General features: G+C 64.1%; 14 protein-coding genes. 6 read left to right on the forward strand and 8 right to left on the reverse strand.

From position 1 onward, the window contains the following. On the forward strand, positions 1–1,202 hold a 1,202-nt coding region (locus EN932_RS05680), incomplete at its 5' end, for an arginase family protein (RefSeq protein ID WP_128368759.1). Here EN932_RS05680 and EN932_RS05685 read toward each other — a convergent pair. The 7 genes from EN932_RS05685 to EN932_RS05715 all read right to left on the reverse strand — a co-directional run bounded on the left by EN932_RS05685 (position 1,203) and on the right by EN932_RS05715 (position 8,342). Further along, positions 1,203–2,579, reverse strand: a complete 1,377-nt coding sequence (locus EN932_RS05685) for an FGGY-family carbohydrate kinase (RefSeq protein ID WP_128368760.1) — start codon at positions 2,577–2,579, stop codon at positions 1,203–1,205. After that, entirely contained in the window at positions 2,576–2,893 is a 318-nt protein-coding gene (gene rhaM / locus EN932_RS05690; protein WP_127368688.1) for an L-rhamnose mutarotase, read from the reverse strand. The genes EN932_RS05685 and rhaM overlap by 4 nt, the downstream gene beginning before the upstream one ends. Beyond that, a complete protein-coding gene (locus EN932_RS05695) occupies positions 2,893–3,888 on the reverse strand; it encodes an ABC transporter permease (protein ID WP_127368687.1) in 996 nt (331 codons plus the stop codon). Before EN932_RS05695 ends, rhaM begins: the two co-directional genes overlap by 1 nt. Further along, positions 3,885–4,859, reverse strand: a complete 975-nt coding sequence (locus tag EN932_RS05700) for an ABC transporter permease (protein WP_127368686.1) — start codon at positions 4,857–4,859, stop codon at positions 3,885–3,887. The genes EN932_RS05695 and EN932_RS05700 overlap by 4 nt, the downstream gene beginning before the upstream one ends. Next, positions 4,856–6,397 (reverse strand): sugar ABC transporter ATP-binding protein, encoded by a 1,542-nt coding sequence (locus EN932_RS05705; RefSeq protein ID WP_127368685.1) that lies wholly within the window; start codon positions 6,395–6,397, stop codon positions 4,856–4,858. Before EN932_RS05705 ends, EN932_RS05700 begins: the two co-directional genes overlap by 4 nt. Before the next feature lie 84 nt (positions 6,398–6,481). Next, positions 6,482–7,477 (reverse strand): rhamnose ABC transporter substrate-binding protein, encoded by a 996-nt coding sequence (rhaS, locus tag EN932_RS05710; protein WP_013533599.1) that lies wholly within the window; start codon positions 7,475–7,477, stop codon positions 6,482–6,484. Positions 7,478–7,532: 55 nt separating this feature from the next. Beyond that, entirely contained in the window at positions 7,533–8,342 is an 810-nt protein-coding gene (locus EN932_RS05715) for a DeoR/GlpR family DNA-binding transcription regulator (RefSeq protein WP_013533598.1), read from the reverse strand. 185 nt (positions 8,343–8,527) lie between these two features. On the opposite strand from EN932_RS05715, the gene EN932_RS05720 reads away from it, so the two are divergent. The 3 genes from EN932_RS05720 (at position 8,528) to ggt (ending at position 13,980) form a co-directional block, all read left to right on the forward strand. Next, positions 8,528–10,630, forward strand: a complete 2,103-nt coding sequence (locus EN932_RS05720; RefSeq protein WP_128368761.1) for a bifunctional rhamnulose-1-phosphate aldolase/short-chain dehydrogenase — start codon at positions 8,528–8,530, stop codon at positions 10,628–10,630. 12 nt (positions 10,631–10,642) lie between these two features. Then, complete coding sequence (rhaI, locus tag EN932_RS05725) at positions 10,643–11,932, forward strand: L-rhamnose catabolism isomerase (RefSeq protein ID WP_127365807.1); 1,290 nt, start codon at positions 10,643–10,645, stop codon at positions 11,930–11,932. 308 nt (positions 11,933–12,240) lie between these two features. After that, entirely contained in the window at positions 12,241–13,980 is a 1,740-nt protein-coding gene (ggt, locus tag EN932_RS05730) for a gamma-glutamyltransferase (protein WP_127365677.1), read from the forward strand. Positions 13,981–14,066: 86 nt separating this feature from the next. Here ggt and EN932_RS05735 read toward each other — a convergent pair whose 3' ends face one another. Further along, positions 14,067–14,414, reverse strand: coding sequence for a hypothetical protein (locus EN932_RS05735; RefSeq protein ID WP_032808338.1), 348 nt, complete (start codon positions 14,412–14,414; stop codon positions 14,067–14,069). A 504-nt stretch (positions 14,415–14,918) separates the two neighbouring features. Between EN932_RS05735 and EN932_RS05740 the strand changes: the two genes are divergently transcribed. Beyond that, positions 14,919–15,794 carry an ABC transporter substrate-binding protein gene (locus tag EN932_RS05740; protein ID WP_024503125.1) on the forward strand — a complete coding sequence of 292 codons (876 nt, stop codon included), beginning with the start codon at positions 14,919–14,921 and terminating at the stop codon, positions 15,792–15,794. After that, the gene (fhuB, locus tag EN932_RS05745; RefSeq protein WP_082826648.1) at positions 15,787–17,835 is read left to right on the forward strand and encodes a Fe(3+)-hydroxamate ABC transporter permease FhuB; all 2,049 of its coding nucleotides are present in this window, start codon (positions 15,787–15,789) and stop codon (positions 17,833–17,835) included. The genes EN932_RS05740 and fhuB overlap by 8 nt, the downstream gene beginning before the upstream one ends. Positions 17,836–17,840 lie beyond the last annotated feature (5 nt).

Consider the following 17,840-nt stretch of genomic DNA (forward strand, 5'->3'; position numbering starts at 1 on the left):
GCAGGCTTCCGGCCGGCATCAACAATCTGCGCGTCGGCGAGGCGATCCTGCAAGGTGGCGTCGAAACCTTCCGCGATGTGCCATGGGCCGAGCTCGAGCCCGATGCCTGCCGGCTGACCAGCGACATCATCGAGGTCAAGCTCAAGCCGTCACGGCCGATCGGCCAATCGGGCTACGACGCCTTCGGCAACCAGCCGGTCTTCCCCGACGAAGGCGACAGGCTGCGCGCCATCGCCAATATCGGCCGCGAGGACGTGCTGGTCGAGGGGCTGACGCCGATTGCCAGGGGGATCCGGGTGCTGGGCGCCTCCAGCGACCATCTGCTTTTGGACGTCGCCGATGCCGACCCGCCGCTGGCCGTCGGCGACCGCGTCGCCTTCCGCATGAGCTATGGCGCCATGCTTTTGGCAATGACCTCGGAATATGTCGAGAAGGCCCCGATGCACGACGTCGAGGATTTTTCCGGCCGCAAGATGGTGTCGATCTCCGCCGAACCGGGGGCCGCCGGGATCCTGGCCCGGGAGGGCACGGGGGCGCGGCTGGAGGCGATGAATTTCGACGTCGTCGAATTGGCCGATATCGAGCGGCCGCCATCGGGACTGGTCCGGCTGACCGCCGGCGCCGATCGTCGCGTCGCGCACAAGGCGCTGACCGCGACGGCGCGAGCCACGCATTCCTGCGGCCTGATCTGGATCGATTCCATCGCCGCCCTGATGCCCGAGGACGAGGACGGCATCGACCTGCCGGAAGGTTCGGTCCTGGCGCGCACCCTCGGCCTCGACCACAAGGCGGGCGCGCTGCAGCCGCAGCTGTCGCCGGAGAATGTCGTCATCGTCGGCCTGCGCCACGCCGATCCGGCCGAAGCGCGCGTGCTGAAGGACTCACGCGTGTCGGCCTTCACCATGACCGATATCGACGCCATGGGCATGCGCGACCTGATGCATGAAGCGATCCGTATCGCCACATCAGGCACGCAAGGCTTTCATGTCAGCTACTCGCCTACAGTGACCGAATTCGCCGGCTGGGCGGCGGGCTCCGGTGGGCTGACCGTGCGCGAGACGCATCAGGCGATGGAGGCGATCGCGCTCTCCGGCGGGCTGCTGTCGATGGATGTGTCGGGCCTGACCGCGGATCTGGAGCCGCGGATCGGCACCGATGCGGTCAATTTCGTCATGTCTGCCTTCGGCAAACGGATTCTCTGATCAGCCCTGCACTTCCACTGCCGCCCGCCATGCGCTGACATAGTCGACCCAGGCTGGGTCTATAGGCCGTTCTATTCTTTCGCCCTTGCCCTGTGCCATCAGTTGATCGGATGCCAGCAGCGCCGCGCCGATGCTGGTGCCGGTGGCGGCCTCCGACGCAACCACGGCGCGCGCCGTGGCTGCCGCCAGCATGCCGACAAAGAGCCGGTTGCGGGCAAAGGGGCCTTCGACCGTGGTCGGCCCGTCGGCACCGATCAAGTCGAGGCAGGTCGCCGTCATCAGAGCCAGATAGAATGAGATGGCGGCAAAGCGCTGGCCTTTGTTGATGCCGTCGGCGTTGAGCCATGCCGCGGCATGGTGCGGGAACGGCCCCGAACCTTGCTGGGTCGACGGCAGCAGCAGCATCTTTCGCGCCAGCACGGCGCCGACATCATCCTCGGTCCACGGCTCCGGCTGATCCTTTGTCAGCACCGAAAACTCGCGGCCGCCCATGAAGCGCGCCGAGGGAACGGGATCACCGAGCGCGTTGACATTGACCAGCGTGTCGCGCGCGGCATCCAGCGCAATCTGTTTGCCGCCGACCGCCATCGATACCACCCAGGTGCCGGTCGAGACGACGGAGAAAGGCGGCTTGTCGGAGAGAAGATGCGGCAGCAGCGAGGCGTTGGAATCATGCAGGCCGCAGAACACCGGCGTGTGCGGATCCAGTCCGGTTCGCACAGCAACGGTGGGCAGGATCGGGCCGAGGCGATCGCTGGCCGGCCGCACCGGCGCCATCAGGCTTCGCCACTCCAGCCTCTCGACCAGGGATGAAAAATCCGCTGTCCACGGGTTCCACAGGTCGGTGTGGCAGCCGAGCGAGGTGACCTCGTTGGCGGCGATGCCGGTCAGGCGCAAGGCCCAGTATTGCGGGTACATCAGCAGCGCCGCGGCCCTGGCGAATTCCGCCGGGAAGCTCTTCTGCTGCCGGAAGAATTGTGCTCCGAGATTGAGGCCGAGCGGCAGGCGCGGCGTGCCGGTCTCGGCAAAAGGCGGGCGGATCGCGTCGTAATCCTCGGCCATCCCGTCGGGGCCGTCGAACTCATAGTCGAGCACCGGCAGCACCAGTTCACCCGCCGCGTCGACCAGCACGCCGGTCGCGCCATGGGTGGTGATCGAAATGGCGTCGATGCGCTGTTCGCGGTTGAGGCCGGCAAGGCTTTCGAGGATGAATGCCCACAGTGCCTCGACATCGTGATGTGGGTAAGGCGCCTGCCGCACCGGCGCATTCGCCATGCGGCGCAGCGCCACCTCGCTCAACGTGGCGAGGTCGACCAGCGCCACCTTGGCGTTGGTCTTGCCGATGTCGATGACGGCGATGTGACGCATCGCACTCATGCCATGTGGAACATTGTTTCCAGCTTCACGGCCACCGGCTCGTTGTCCAGCCTGGTCTCCATGATGTCGGCCATGTGGGCCCACCAGCGCTGCATCACCGAATGTCCGGGCAATTCGTCCATGCGGTGGTCGTCTTGCCGCCACAGCACACCGAACAGGATATTGGTCTCCTCGTCGAGATGGATGGAATAATCGGAGACGCCGGCCTGCTTCAGTAGCGCGACCAGCGACGGCCAGATCTCGTCATGGCGCTTCTTGTACTCTGCCTTCATGCCGGGCTTCAGCTTCATCTTGAACGCGTATTTCTTGGCCATCAACGCCCTCCGCGCAGCCGCCGCCAGACGATCGGCAAGGCAATGACGATGATCAGCAGCAGGCCGATGAAGATCGACATGACGATGCCCGGCACATTGAGCAGGCCAAGTCCGAAGGTCACCAGCCCCATGATGAAGGCGGCCAGGACGACCCCAAGAATGCTGCCGGCGCCACCGAGGATACTGACGCCGCCGAGCACCACCATGGTGATGACTTCCAGCTCGTAGCCTTGTGCGATCGAGGGCCGCGTCGAACCGAGGCGCGAGGTGATCAGCACCGAGGCGATGCCCGACATCAGCCCGGTCAGGCAAAACAGGATGAACTTGGTGCGGCCGACGCGCACGCCGGAAAATTGCGCAGCGACCGGATTGTTGCCGATGGCGAAGACGCGTCGGCCGAAACTCGTGCGGTGCAAGAGGAACCAGTAGACGACAGCCGCGATCAGGAACAGCACCAGCTCGAACGACACCACCCACCAGACATAGCCCTGGCCGAAGAAGGCGAAGCTTGAGGGATAGCCTTTGTAGGCCTGGTCGCCGAGGATGATGAAGGCGATGCCGCGAAACAGGCTCATCGTGCCGATGGTGACGACGATCGAGGGCAGGCCGAGCCTTGTCACCAGCAGCCCGTTGAAGGCGCCGCAGCCTAACCCGACGACGATGCCGATCAGCACCAGCACGGGCGTGCCGGCGCCGGCCTGCACCGCCATGCCCATCATGGTCGACGCCAGCGCAATGATGGCGGCCACCGACAGATCGATCTCGCCCGAGATGATCAGCAGCGCCATGGCGAAGGCGATCAGGCCCTTCTCGGTGAAATTGAAGGTCAGATCGGACAGCGAGTACGGGTCGAGGAAATAGGGCGAGGCGAAGCTGTTGATGGCGAAGATGGCGACGGCCACCACGACCAGCAGCGCTTCCCAGGAAAAGATCGCCGAACGCAGCGGCTTGTCGAGCCGGTCGGGAATGTGGCGCGGGGCAGGGATGTCGGTCACGCCTCCACCTTTCTGAGGATGATGCGGCCTTGCTGGCGCTCGCCGCGCGCATTGAGCACGACGGCCAGAATGATTGCGCTGCCCGAAATCGCCATCTGCCAGAAAGGCGAGATGTTGATGACCGGCAGCGCATTGGAGATGATGCCGAGGAACAGTGCGCCTAATACCGCGCCGCCGACCGAGCCGATGCCGCCGGCGATCGAGATGCCGCCGATGACGCAGGCGGCGATGATGTTGAGCTCATAGCCATTGGCGACCTCGACCGAGGCGATCACGTAGCGCGAGATCCAGAGATAGCCTGACAGGCCGCCAATCATGCCGGAGATGCAGAAGACGATGAATTTCGTCCGGCCGACATCGATGCCGGCATAGACGGACGCCGTCGGGTTGACGCCGATCGCGTAGATCGAGCGGCCGAGCGCGGTGCGTGTCATCACAACGAAGAACAGCGCAATGACCAGGATGGCGATCCACGACAGCACCGGAATGCCGAGGAAGGCCGCGCGCTGGAAGCCGATGAACTCCGGGCTCATCTTGTCGGCATTGACCCAGGCACCGCCGGACAGGACGAAGGTGGCGCCGCGATAGATGGTCAGTGTGCCCAAAGTCACCACGATCGAGGGAATGTTCAGCCGCCAGACCAAAAGGCCGTTGATGGCGCCGAGCACCAGGCCGACCAGTAGTGCGATGACGATCAGCAGCGGGATCGGGATTGCCGGATGCGCGGCGTTCAGCATCGCCACCACCATGCCGGTGAAGCAGAGATTGGACGCCATCGACAGGTCGATCGACCGGGTCAGGATGACCACCATCTGGCCAAGCGCCAGGATCATCAGGATCGAGGTGTCGTTGAACACCTGGCGCAGATTGGCCGGATCGGCGAAGGCCGGAAAACGCGTCGAGATCAGCCCGATCAAGACGATGATGGCAGCAGCCAGCCAGATTTCGCGGTATTTGAGGAAAGCCTTCATGCCGCGATCCCTGCTGCCGTCCGAACCAGCGTCTCGGCGTCCAGCTCCTTGTTGTCGTAGACCGCCGCGACAAGCCCCTCGCGCATGACCACGACACGGTCGGACATGCCGAGGATTTCGGGCAGCTCGGACGACACCATGATCACCGACAGGCCTTGCGCCACCAACTCGGCCATGAAGCCGTGCACGGCGGCCTTCGAGCCGATGTCGATGCCCTTGGTCGGCTCGTCCAGGATGATCACCTTGGGCGACGTCGCCAGCCATTTGGCGATGACGATCTTCTGCTGGTTGCCGCCCGACAGTGTGCCGACATCCTGGCTGAGCGAAGAGGCCCTGAGGTCGAGTCGCTCGGTGTAGGAGCGGGCCAGATCGAACTCCTCCGACAGCCGCAGCAGGCCGGACTTCGACGTGCGCTTGAGCGAAGGCAGCGAGACGTTCTGGAAGATCGGCAGGCCGATCACCACGCCTTGCTTGCCGCGTTCTTCCGGTACGTAGACGATGCCGGCATCGATCGAATCCGCAGCCGATTTCGGCGCGATCGTCTTGCCTTCCAGCGTGATCGTGCCGGCTGAGGTGCGGGTGATGCCCGATATCGCCTGCATCACCTCGCTGCGGCCGGCGCCGACAAGGCCGTAAAAGCCGAGGATCTCGCCCTTGTGCAGTTCGAAGCCGATATCGTTGAATTCGGTCGGATGCGACAGGCCGGAAACGGAGAGCACCGGTGCGCCGATCTCGGCCTTGCGCTGCGGGAAGATGTGATCGACCGCGCGGCCGACCATCAGGCGCACGATCTGGCTCTGGCCGGCATCCTTGATCAGGCCTTCGCCGACCATCTCGCCATCGCGGAACACCGTGTAGCGGTCGGCGATACGGTAGATCTCGTCGAACTTGTGGCTGATGAACAGGATCGCCTTGCCATCGCTCTTGAGGAATTCGATCAGCAAAAAGAGCTCCTCGATCTCCTTCATGGAAAGCGCGGCGGTCGGCTCGTCCATGATGACGATCTGCGCGTCGATCGACATGGCACGCGCAACCGCGACCAGATGCTTGTTGGCGATGCCAAGGTCCTTCAGCCGCGCGTCGGCGTCGATATGGTCGGCATGCATGGTGTCCAGCACTTCGCGCGCGTTCTTGCGCATCGTGCGCCAGTCGATGGTGCCGAAACGCGTGCGTGGCGCGTGGCCGAGAAAGATGTTTTCGGCCACGCTCAGATCGTCGAACAGCACGGTTTCCTGGTGGATGGCGGTGACGCCATGGCCGAAGGCGGCATGCGCGCTGGGCAGGGTGACGGCGTGGCCGTCTATGCTGATCGTGCCCCCGTCGGGCTGGTAGATGCCGGTCATGATCTTGACCAGCGTCGACTTGCCGGCGCCGTTCTCGCCGATCAGCGCCGTCACCTGGCCCGGATAGAGCGACAGGCTGACATTGTGCAACGCGCGCACGCCGGGAAAGCTCTTGGAGATGCCGGACAGCGTCAAGCGTGGAGCCGGGGCCGGAGGCCGCTCCTTCACCGCGCCGTGTTGGGCTGTCGTGTCCATAGTCGTATCAAGCCCTGAAACAAGGTTCGTTTAAAGCCGCGGCGGGACGTGAGCCCCGCCGCGTCAGCTCTAGAGAACTCCAGATCAATAGATCTTGGAGAACTTTTCGATGTTCGACTTGTCGAACTGGAAGGGCGGAGCCATTGCAGCCGAGTTGGTGTCGTCGAGCGTGACCTTGCCGACGCGGCCGATCGACAGCGTGGCGCCGGGCTTGGCCTCTTCCTTCTTCACCGCCAGATCATGGGCGAGGTAGACGGCCGAGTAGCCGAGGTCGATCGGGTTCCACAGCGCAACCGCCTGGCTGGAACCGTTGTCGATGAACTTCTTGAACTCGGACGGCAGTGCGAGACCGGTGACATTGACCTTGCCGATCAGGTTCTCGTCGGTGACGACCTGGGCGGCGGCAACGACGCCGACGGTGGTCGGCGCGATGATCGCCTTCAGGTTCGGATAGGACTTCAACAGGCCCTTGGCTTCGTCGGTGCTCTTGGCCGAATCGTCATCGCCGTAGACGGTGGCGACGAGTTTGATCTTGGGGAACTTCTCCGGCAGGATCTTCTTGGCCGCGTCGATCCAGGCGTTCTGGTTGGTCGCGGTCGAGGAGGCCGACAGGATGGCGACCTCGCCGCCTTCCGGCAGGTGGTCGGCGGCGAGCTTGATGATGGTCTCGCCGATCAGGCCGGTGTCGGACGGGTTGAGGTGAAGCTGGCGACCTTCCTTGGCGACGCCCGAATCCCACGAGATGACGGTGATGCCGCGTTCCATGGCCTTCTTCAGCACCGGCACCAGAGCGTCGGCGTCATTGGCCGAAATGGCGATGGCGTTGACCTTCTGCGCGATCAGCGAATTGACCACTTCGATCTGCGCTTCGGCGGTCGCCTTGGTCGGGCCGGTGTAGATGATGTCGACATCGCCAAGTTCCTTGGCCGCCTCTTCGGCGCCCTTGTTGGCGGCATCGAAGAAGCCGTTGCCGAGCGACTTCACCACCAGCGCGATCTTGACGTTTTCGGCGTAGGCTGCATTCACGAACATGGCGGCTGAGAATGCAGCCGTCACCATCAATTTCTTCAAGAAGCTCATCGAATTTCCTCCCTTGAGCGTTGCATTCCATCGCCGCTGCGAGCGCGAGTTGGCCTCAGGCCTGCAGTGAAGATTCTTCCTTGTTGGTTGCGGATGTGCGGGCGACGATCAGCGTCACGCCGGCGGTCTCCAGCATCTTGGCTTCACGATCCTCGATGCCGTCATCGGTGATGACGGTGGCGATGCGCGACAGGCCGCACAGGATGAGGCTGGAGCGTTTGCGGAATTTCGAGGAATCGACCAGCACCACCAACTCGTCGGCCTGGTCGATCAGTTTCTGCTCCGCCTGGATCAAGAGCGGATCGCCCTCCATCAGGCCGAGCGGCCCCAGACCCTGCGCACCCATGAACATGCGGCGCGCATAGAAATTGCGCGTCACGTCGTTGTCGAAGGGCGACAGGATGATGTTCTGCTCGCGATAAATGGTGCCGCCCGACAGCATCACCGTATTCTTGGAGTGCTTGAGCAGGTGCTCGGCGATGGGGAACGAATTGGTGAAGATCGGCATGCGGCGGCCGGTCAGGAAATGCACCATCTGGAAGGTGGTGGTGCCGCCATTGATGATGATCGGTTCGCCGTCGTTGCACAGCTCGACCGCTTCACGCGCAATCGCCCGCTTCTGCGAGGCGTTGATGGTTTCGTTGACGGAAAAGGGCCGGCCGGCCAGCCCGATGAACTGCGGCGGCGAGATTGCCTCGGCGCCGCCGCGCACGCGGCGCAGGCGCTTCTGGACGTGGAGAGCCGCGATATCGCGCCGGATCGTCGCCTCGGAGGACTCCGTCAGGTCGACCATCTCCTGCACCGTCACCACAGGCTTTTCCTGGACGGCGGACAGAATGATCCTGTGGCGCTCTTTTTCGTGCATGGTTCCTCCCTGCCCGGGCATCTAGGCACCCAAAACGCGCAGTGTCAATCATTTCCGATCATATAATTTCATTGTGCAGTGCAATATGATCGATATTGATCGTTTGTGATTGACAAGCCGACCGCTTCCGTGGAAATTCGGGGCCAAATGGCCGCGCCTTCTGCGTGCCTTCGGGAGGATTTCTTATGCTCGACAAGCGCACCGGCGCGCGCCTCGCCAATCTGTGGGACGAGGCCAAGGCTCACGCCATGAGCGGGCCGGAACTTCTGGTCTACCGTTCGAACACACTTGGTTCCGACAAGCGGGTCACCAACTATGGCGGCGGCAACACGTCGTCGAAGATCTGGCAGAAAGACCCGCTCACCGGCGAGGATGTCGAAGTGCTGTGGGTCAAGGGATCGGGCGGCGACAGCGCCTCGATCAAGCTGGACGGCTTTGCCACGCTCTACATGGACAAGCTGCGCGCGCTCAAAGGCCTCTATCGCGGCGTCGAGCACGAAGACGAGATGGTCGGCTTCCTGCCGCACTGCACCTTCAACCTCAATCCGCGTGCGGCTTCGATCGACACGCCGCTGCATGCCTACGTGCCGAAGCCCTTTGTCGACCACATGCATCCCGATGCCATCATCGCCATTGCCGCGGCGAAGGATTCGAAGGCGCTGACGAAAGAAATCTTCGGCGAGGCCATCGGCTGGCTGCCGTGGAAGCGCCCTGGCTTCGAACTTGGCCTGTGGCTGGAGAAATTCTGCCTCGAACACCCAGCCGCCAAGGGCGTCATCCTGGAAAGCCACGGCCTGTTCACCTGGGGCGACACCCCCAGGGAATGCTACGAGACGACGATCTCAGTGATCAACCAGGCGATCGAATGGTTCGAGCGCCGCTCCGAGGGTGTCGCTATCTTCGGCGGTGAAGCGGCCAAGTCGCTCGACGCCACTGAGCGCCGTGCCATCGCGGCCAAACTGATGCCGAGGATTCGCGGCCTGATCTCGGAAAGGAGCCACAAAACAGGCCATTTCGACGATTCCACTGCTGTGCTCGAATTCGTCAACTCCAGGGATCTGCGCCCGCTGGCGGCACTTGGCACGTCGTGCCCTGACCATTTCCTGCGCACCAAGATCCGCCCGCTGGTCATCGAGTTCGATCCGGCAAAACCCGATGTCGATGCCGTCATCGCGCGTCTTGCCGACGACATCGCCGAATATCGCGTTGGCTACCAGGCCTATTACGACAGCTGCAAGCATCCGGACTCGCCCGCCATCCGCGATCCCAATGCCGTCGTCTACCTGATGCCCGGCGTCGGCATGTTCACCTTCGCCGGCGACAAGGCGACGGCGCGCATCTCGGGCGAATTCTATGTCAACGCCATCAACGTCATGCGCGGCGCCTCCACCGTGTCGTCTTATGTCGGCCTGCCTGCACAGGAAGCCTTCGACATCGAGTACTGGCTGCTCGAAGACCTGAAGCTGCAGCGTATGCCGAAGCCGAAGTCGCTTGCCGGCCAGATCGCCCTGGTCACGGGTGGCGCCGGCGGCATCGGCCGCGCCACGGCCAACCGCCTGCTGCGCGAAGGCGCCTGCGTGGTGCTGGCCGACATCGATGAGGCGGCACTCGCCAGCACCAATGACGAACTGGCGAAAGTCTACGGCAGGGACTTCGTGCGGCCGGTGCTGATCAATGTCACCTCGGAGGAGCAGGTCATTTCGGGCTTTGCCGAGACAGCGGTCGAGTTCGGCGGCATCGACATTCTGGTATCGAATGCAGGGCTGGCCTCCTCGGCGCCGATCGAGGAGACGACGCTGGCGCTGTGGGACAAGAACATGGACATCCTGTCGACCGGTTATTTCCTGGTCTCGCGGGAAGCGTTCCGGCTGTTCCGCGCGCAGAAGATTGGCGGCAACGTCGTCTTCGTCGCCTCCAAGAACGGCCTTGCCGCATCGCCGAACGCCGCCGCCTATTGCACCGCCAAGGCTGCCGAGATCCATCTCGCCCGCTGCCTGGCGCTGGAGGGCGCGGAGGCGCAGATCAGGGTCAATGTCGTCAACCCGGACGCGGTGCTGCGCGGCTCGAAGATCTGGACCGGCGAGTGGAAGGAACAGCGCGCCGCCGCCTACAAGATGTCGACCGACGATCTGGAGGAGCACTATCGCTCGCGTTCGATGCTGAAGCGCTCGGTCTTCCCGGAAGACATCGCAGAGGCGATCTATTTCCTGGCGTCCGACATGTCGGCCAAGTCGACCGGCAACATCATCAATGTCGACGCGGGCAACGCCCAGTCGTTCACGCGCTGAGCGGAGGGGACGATGGAACACATCATCTCCGCCGGCCTCGTCGACAAGGACAACGCCGCGCGCAAGGCCAACCTCGAGCGCGACTATGCCTCGCTCGGCGAGCGGCTCGACCGTCGCGGCATCGCCATCGACGCTGTCAGAGACAAGGTCGAGAAATTCGCGGTGGCGATCCCGTCCTGGGGCGTCGGCACCGGCGGCACGCGTTTTGCCCGCTTTCCCGGTGCCGGCGAGCCACGCGACATCTTCGACAAGATCGAGGATTGCGCCGTCATCCAGCAATTGACGCAGGCGACGCCGACCGTTTCCCTGCACATTCCGTGGGACAAGGCCGATCCGAACCGGCTGAAGCAAGCGGCCTCGCGCTTTGGCCTCGGCTTCGACGCCATGAACTCCAACACCTTTTCCGACGCCAAGGACCAGAAGCTCTCCTACAAATTCGGCTCGCTGTCGCATGCCGACGCCGGCACGCGCCGGCAAGCGGTCGAGCACAATCTCGAATGCATCGAGATCGGCAAGACGCTCGGCTCCAAGGCGCTGACGGTGTGGATCGGCGACGGTTCGAACTTTCCCGGCCAGGTCAATTTCGCCAAGGCATTCGAGCGCTATCTCGACGCCATGAAAGAGGTCTACGCCGGACTGCCCGCCGACTGGAAGCTGTTCAGCGAGCACAAGATGTACGAGCCGGCCTTCTATTCCACCGTCGTGCAGGACTGGGGCACCAACTACATGATCGCGCAGGAGCTGGGCGACAAGGCGTTCTGTCTCGTCGACCTCGGCCACCATGCCCCAAACGTCAACATCGAGATGATCGTGTCGCGGCTGATCCAGTTCAAAAAACTCGGCGGCTTCCACTTCAACGATTCGAAATATGGCGACGACGATCTCGACGCCGGTTCGATCGATCCTTACCGGCTGTTTCTCGTCTTCAACGAACTGGTCGACGCCGAACTTTCCGGCGCCGAGGGGTTCGACCCGGCCCACATGCTCGACCAGAGCCACAACGTCACCGATCCGATCGAAAGCCTGATGCTATCGGCGGTCGAGGTGCAGCGCGCCTATGCGCAGGCGCTGCTGGTCGACCGCAAGGCGTTGGAAGATTTTCAGGATAGCAATGACGCGCTGATGGCGACGCAGACGCTGAAAGCGGCCTACCGCACCGATGTCGAGCCGATCCTCGCCATGGCGCGGCTGAAGACCGGCGGCGCCATCGACCCGGTCGCCGCCTATCGAGCGGCGGGTTACCGCGCCAAGGTTGCAGCGGAACGCCCTGCAGTCGCTGGCGGTTCGGGCGGCATTGTCTGAGGCCGAGCCGGCCCCCTCATCCGGCCGCTTTGCGGCCACCGCCCTCCGGGCGTTCGTTGTTCGAAAAGCCAAGCAGTTGGCTTTTCGCCCGCTGCGCGGACCACGCCTCACCCCCGCAGGGAGAAGAGACTGGCGTCAGCGCTGACACCTCCTCTCCCCTCGGGGAGAGGTCGGATTGCCCCGAATTGCCCTTCGCAATTCGGTTGGCAATCCGGGTGAGGGGGCTCTTTCTCGTGCTCCCTTAATTGTTAGTGGACTCGATCCGTCCAACACGGTCTTCTAGGCATCCCCCCGCCCGGAGAACCGCCATGCCTCTCAACCGTCGGACACTGATCGCCGCCAGTCTTTCCATCACCTTTGTCCTGGCGCCGTTGACGAGTGTCTTCGCCGCCTCGCCGGCGCCGGCCAAGGGCGAGCACGGCATGGTGGTGACGGCCCAGCATCTGGCGTCCGAAGTCGGCATCGAGGTGTTGAAGAAGGGCGGCAATGCTGTCGACGCGGCGGTTGCCGTCGGCTATGCGCTCGCCGTCGTCTACCCCAATGCCGGCAATATCGGCGGCGGCGGCTTCATGACCATCCGCTTCAAGGACGGCAAATCGACCTTTCTCGATTTCCGCGAGCGGGCGCCGCTGGCGGCGACAAAAACCATGTATCTCGACAAGGACGGCAACCCGGCGAAGGGCGCCAGCCTCGACGGCTATCTCGCCGTCGGCGTACCGGGCTCTGTGGCTGGCTTCGAGATGGCCCGTGAAAAATACGGCAAATTGTCCCGCCAGGATCTGATGGCGCCGGCAATCGGCTACGCCAAGGACGGGTTCATCCTCAATCAGGGCGACGCTGCCTCGTTTGCCGGCAGTGCCGACAGGCTGGCGAAGGACCCCGCGGCCGCCGCCATATTCCTGAAACCCGACGGCAAGCCCTATGGCATCGGCGAGCGGCTGGTTCAGCCCGACCTCGCCGCCTCGCTCGCCGCCATTTCCGAAAAGGGTACGGATGCCTTCTATAAAGGCGCCATCGCTGACGCCATCATCAAGGCGAGCGGCGCCAAGGGCGGCATTCTCGCCAAGCCGGATTTCGAGCAGTATGCGGTGCGTGAGCTCAAGCCCGTGACCTGTACCTATCGCGGCTACGAGATCACCTCCTCGCCGCCGCCCAGCTCCGGCGGCATCATCATCTGCGAAATCCTCAACGTCCTGGAGGGCTATCCGCTGTCCTATCTCGGCGCAGGTTCCGCCGAGACGGTCCACGTCATGGTCGAGGCGATGCGCTACGCCTATGTCGACCGCAATTCAGCGCTTGGCGATCCTGATTTCGTCGACAACCCGGTCTCGAAACTGCTTGATAAGGCCTATGCCAAGGATATCCGCGACAAGATCGACCCGTTCCGGGCGGGCGTGTCGCAGGATTTGATGCCGAAGGGCTTTGGCGAGAGCAAGGAGACGACGCATTATTCGATCATCGACGATGCAGGCAATGCGGTAGCGGTCACCTACACGTTGAACGGTTCCTTTGGAGCCGGCGTCGTCGCCGACGGCACCGGCATCCTGCTCAACAACGAAATGGACGATTTCACCCAGAAACCCGGCGTGCCCAACCTCTATGGCCTGGTCCAGGGGGAGGCCAACGCCATCCAGCCGAAGAAGACGCCGCTGTCGTCGATGAGCCCGACCGTGGTCGCCAAGGACGGCAAGCCGTTCATGGTCATCGGCAGCCCCGGCGGCTCCCGCATCATCACCATCACGCTGGAAGCGATCGTCAATGTCATCGACCACGGCATGAACATCCAGGAGGCGATCGACGCGCCGCGCATCCACCATCAATGGCTGCCCGACAAGGTGTATGTCGAGCCGTTCGGCCTGTCGCCGGACACAGAAAAGCTGCTGGCCGGCATGGGATATCACCTCGATCTCGCCGACCAGACCTGGGGTCAGGCCGCCGGCATCCTGGTCGGCGGCAAGAGCCTGGCGGAAATCGAGAAAGGCGGCGGCGCGCGCTACAACGGCGCCATCGACAGCCGCGCGGCCTCTGGCGAGGCGCTCGGATACTGACAGCTCGGAGGAAAAGCTTGGAGCAGCGTGGCGATTCGGGTTGATCGCCCGCTGCTCAAGTGGATCGGCTCACACCGACTTGACCGTCACAAGACCAGCGTGAGGGTGGACGCAACCAGCATCAAGGCGGCAATGCCGACGAACAGCGCATAGATGCGCGGCCGGTCGAGCAGCAGCGCATTTCCGGAGATCCAGGCGGATGTGGCGCCGCCAAGCGCGAAGAGGAAGCCGTTGCGGTGCCCGAAGACCATCGATGCGGCCATCAGCCCGCCGATGATCAGCGCACCGAACACGATGATCACGGCAACGGCATATCTCTCGAAATCGTTGCCGCTTCCCATGCTCGGGCCGATTGCGTTCAAGGTTGGCAGGTCGTCCGGATCGAAAGGGTTCGTCGACCCGTATTCGTCTTGACCGGCAGGCTCTCGCATCATTCGTTCTCCGTATAGCGGCAACAAATCATCAAGCCTTGCCGAGTGCAACCCGATCACGCTGCCTTGATGCGTTCGACCGGTCCTTGACGTCTTCAGGTGGCGGCTTGCTGCCGGCTTTTGGTTCTTGGCCGTCTTTGGTCTCTCAGGCAATCCGGGAAACGGCTGCCCAAAGGCGACCGTAGCTCCCTCTATCATGGAATGCATTCGTGGAGGAAAAATGATGCGGGGCGCGGATTGGGCTTCGCAAACCGTGATTCGGACGGTGACGTCGCACAGGGTTGTTGTACGGGCGAATCGCCTTGCGGCCAGTGGGCGTCTGCGCTTGGCATGCGGTTGCGTGAAAGTTGACTGGGCAGGCATCTTAAATGTTGACTAGTAAACTCATGTTTCATAGTCACCGGGCAGTGGTCGCTGGAGACCAACCCCCGAAAAGCAGGGCCGGCCGCATTGCAGAGAGACCAAGAGCCCCAGTCGAGAGCCGCGCCCGATCATTTGCGCAGCCGAATGACCCGGCGCCAGGCGCTCGGGCTTTTTTCGCTGCCGTTCGCCGGCATGAGGTCCTCCACGGCTGAAGCCCGTCCGTTGCGCATCGTCTGCCTGGATGACGGGTTGACCGAGACCTTGCTCATGCTCGGTGTCAGCCCGGTCGCCATTGCCGATCGGGAGGTCTGGGAGAAATGGGTGGTCGAGCCGCGGCTGCCGCCCGACGTCGCCGATCTCGGCACGCTGCTCGAGCCCAATCTCGAATTCCTGCAGCAGCTCAGGCCCGACATCATCCTGTCCATGCCGTATCTCGAGGGCATCAAGCCGCTGCTCGAACGCGTGGCTCCAGTGACGACGATCGGGCTCTATACCGAGGCCGGGCAACCCTATCGGCGCGCGCTCGAGGCGACGCGCCAGCTCGCCGGGCTTGTCGGCAAGGAAAGCGAAGGCGAGGCGCTGATCGCGGCGACAGACGCGTATCTTTTGGAGGTTCGCCAGCAACTGGCGCCGCTTTCGGCACGGCCGATCTATGTCGTCAGCTTCCTGGACCCCCGCAATGTGCGCGTCTACGGCGCAAAGAGCCTGTTTCAGGAGGTGTTCGACCGCATCGGGCTCAGCAACGCGTGGACGGCCGAGACCAACTATTGGGGGTTTTCGACCGTCGGCATCGACGGGCTGGCGACATCCAGCGATGCGCGCCTCGCCTATCTCGAACCCTTGCCTGAGGGCGCCGGCGGCACGCTGACCGAAAGTCCGGTCTGGAATGCCATGCCCTTCGTGCGCAACCGCTCGATCATGCGCCTTCCTGCCGTCCTGATGTTTGGCGCGCTTCCATCCGCGAGCCGTTTTGCTCGGGTCCTGGCATCGGCGATGACCGCGGAGGCCGCCCATGGCTGAGGATGCTGCCATTGCCCAAAGGGGGAAGCCTGCGTCGGCCGGCCGGGCCCCCGTGTGGAGCTTTTCCAGCAATCAGCCGGTAGGCGCGATCCTGCTTTGCGCGGTGCTGCTCGCGGCTGCGGCAGCGGCAACCGTCTCGAACCTCACCGTGCAACTGCCATCGGCGCTCTGGCTCCAATCGCTCGCCGCTCCCGACATCGCTGACATGCGGCAGGTGCTCGTCCACTATGCCTTCCTGCCCCGTCTTGCGATCAGCCTTTTGTGCGGTGCGGCGCTCGGGCTTGCCGGAACTGTCCTGCAGCAGGTTCTGCGCAACCCGCTCGCCTCGCCTGAAACCGTTGGCGTCTCGGCCGGCGCCTATCTGGCGCTGGCACTGGCGACGCTTCTGTCACCGTCCCTGCTTGCCTTCGGCCGCGAATGGGTGGCGCTGGCCGGCGCATTTATGGCCCTTGCCGCCGTCATCGCTCTGTCCTGGCACAAGGGCCTGTCGCCGCTTTCGGTGGTGCTGGCGGGGCTTGTGGTCAGCCTCTATGCCGGCGCCATCGGTGCCGCTCTCATCGTGCTGCGGCATGAATGGCTGGCCAGCCTGTTCATCTGGGGCGCCGGTTCGCTCGGCCAGCAGGATTGGTCGACGACGCTGTGGCTTTTGCCCCGCATCGGCACTGCTGCGCTTGCGATCTTCTTCATGGTGCGGCCCCTGACCCTGCTTGGCCTCGACGATGAAGGCGCGCGCAGCCTTGGCGTGCCGCTCGGCGCCTATCGCTTCGCCGGACTGGCGGCCGCCGTCGCGCTGATCGCGTTTGTCGTTGCCGCTGTCGGCGTCATCGGCTTCGTCGGCCTGGCCGCGGCGACGCTCGCGCGCATCGGCGGTGGCCGGCGGCTTGGCCAACAACTGGTGATGGCGCCGCTGATCGGCGGCGCGTTGCTGTGGGCCGCCGATCAAGGCGTGCAGATCGCCACCGGGCCGCAAGGCGACCTGCTGCCGACCGGAGCGATCACAGCACTTCTCGGTGCGCCGCTGCTGCTCTGGCTGCTGCCGCGCCTTGCGCTTGGCTCGGAAGCCCCGACCTTGATGGCCGTGCGCCTGCCGCGCGCAAGCCGGCCCGGCCTTGTTCTCATGGCACTCGGCCTGGCTCTGCTTCTGCTGCTCGGGCTGGCCCTGCTCCATGAACCGGGTCCGCATGGCTGGACCTTCGCCTTCGGCGACGAGCTGCAGCCTTTGCTGTCGTGGCGGTGGCCTCGCGTGCTTGCCGCGCTGAGTGCCGGGGCGATGCTGGCGCTTGCCGGGCTGATGATGCAGCGGCTGACCGGCAATCCGATGGCCAGCCCCGAAGTGCTGGGCATCAGTGCCGGTGCCGCCCTTGGCATGATGGTGGCGCTGTTTGCGCTCGTCGATGCCGGGCGCCCGGTTCAGACGGCGGCGGCAACGATCGGGGCCTTCGCCGCTTTGCTGGTGACGCTGGCGATCGGCCGTCGTGCCGCCTATGCGCCGGAGCGGCTGCTGCTTGCCGGCGTTGCCCTGACGGCCTTGTTCGACGCGCTGATCCTGGTGCTCACCGCGACCGGCGATCCTCGCGCCATGCTGCTGCTCAACTGGCTGACCGGTTCGACCTATGGCGTCGATGTCGGTGACGCCCTGCTGACCGGTGGTATCGCGGTCTGCCTCTTCGCGCTCGCGCCTTTCTTCATGCGCTGGCTCGACATCCTGCCGCTCGGCTCCGCCGCCGTTCAGGGCCTTGGCATCAACCTGAAGAGGGCGCGGCTTCTCGTGCTGCTGGCCGTCGCGGCACTCACCGCGGCTTCGACGCTGATCGTCGGTCCGCTGACCTTCATCGGCCTTATGGCGCCGCATCTTGCTCGTCGCCTTGGCCTTTCCCGTGCGCTGCCGCAGGCCATTGGCGCGGTGCTCGCCGGCGCGCTGATCATGGTCGCCGCCGACTGGGTGGGCCGGATCGCCATCTTCCCGCGCCAGATCCCGGCCGGTCTCGTCGCCACGTTGATCGGCGGCCCGGTGCTGATGTGGCTGCTGCGCCGCCGCTGACCGTT

Origin of the sequence: Mesorhizobium sp. M7A.F.Ca.US.002.01.1.1, assembly GCF_004022955.1 — a bacterium.
GTDB lineage: Bacteria > Pseudomonadota > Alphaproteobacteria > Rhizobiales > Rhizobiaceae > Mesorhizobium > Mesorhizobium ciceri.

Bases quoted from the DNA above. Each gene is read 5' to 3' on its own strand.
- EN932_RS05685 (WP_128368760.1), bottom strand. From the start codon at position 2,579: ATGAGTGCGATGCGTCACATCGCCGTCATCGACATCGGCAAGACCAAC.
- rhaM (WP_127368688.1), bottom strand. From the start codon at position 2,893: ATGGCCAAGAAATACGCGTTCAAGATGAAGCTGAAGCCCGGCATGAAG.
- EN932_RS05700 (WP_127368686.1), bottom strand. From the start codon at position 4,859: ATGAAGGCTTTCCTCAAATACCGCGAAATCTGGCTGGCTGCTGCCATC.
- EN932_RS05705 (WP_127368685.1), bottom strand. From the start codon at position 6,397: ATGGACACGACAGCCCAACACGGCGCGGTGAAGGAGCGGCCTCCGGCC.
- rhaS (WP_013533599.1), bottom strand. From the start codon at position 7,477: ATGAGCTTCTTGAAGAAATTGATGGTGACGGCTGCATTCTCAGCCGCC.
- EN932_RS05715 (WP_013533598.1), bottom strand. From the start codon at position 8,342: ATGCACGAAAAAGAGCGCCACAGGATCATTCTGTCCGCCGTCCAGGAA.
- EN932_RS05720 (WP_128368761.1), top strand. From the start codon at position 8,528: ATGCTCGACAAGCGCACCGGCGCGCGCCTCGCCAATCTGTGGGACGAG.
- rhaI (WP_127365807.1), top strand. From the start codon at position 10,643: ATGGAACACATCATCTCCGCCGGCCTCGTCGACAAGGACAACGCCGCG.
- ggt (WP_127365677.1), top strand. From the start codon at position 12,241: ATGCCTCTCAACCGTCGGACACTGATCGCCGCCAGTCTTTCCATCACC.
- EN932_RS05735 (WP_032808338.1), bottom strand. From the start codon at position 14,414: ATGATGCGAGAGCCTGCCGGTCAAGACGAATACGGGTCGACGAACCCT.
- EN932_RS05740 (WP_024503125.1), top strand. From the start codon at position 14,919: ATGACCCGGCGCCAGGCGCTCGGGCTTTTTTCGCTGCCGTTCGCCGGC.
- fhuB (WP_082826648.1), top strand. From the start codon at position 15,787: ATGGCTGAGGATGCTGCCATTGCCCAAAGGGGGAAGCCTGCGTCGGCC.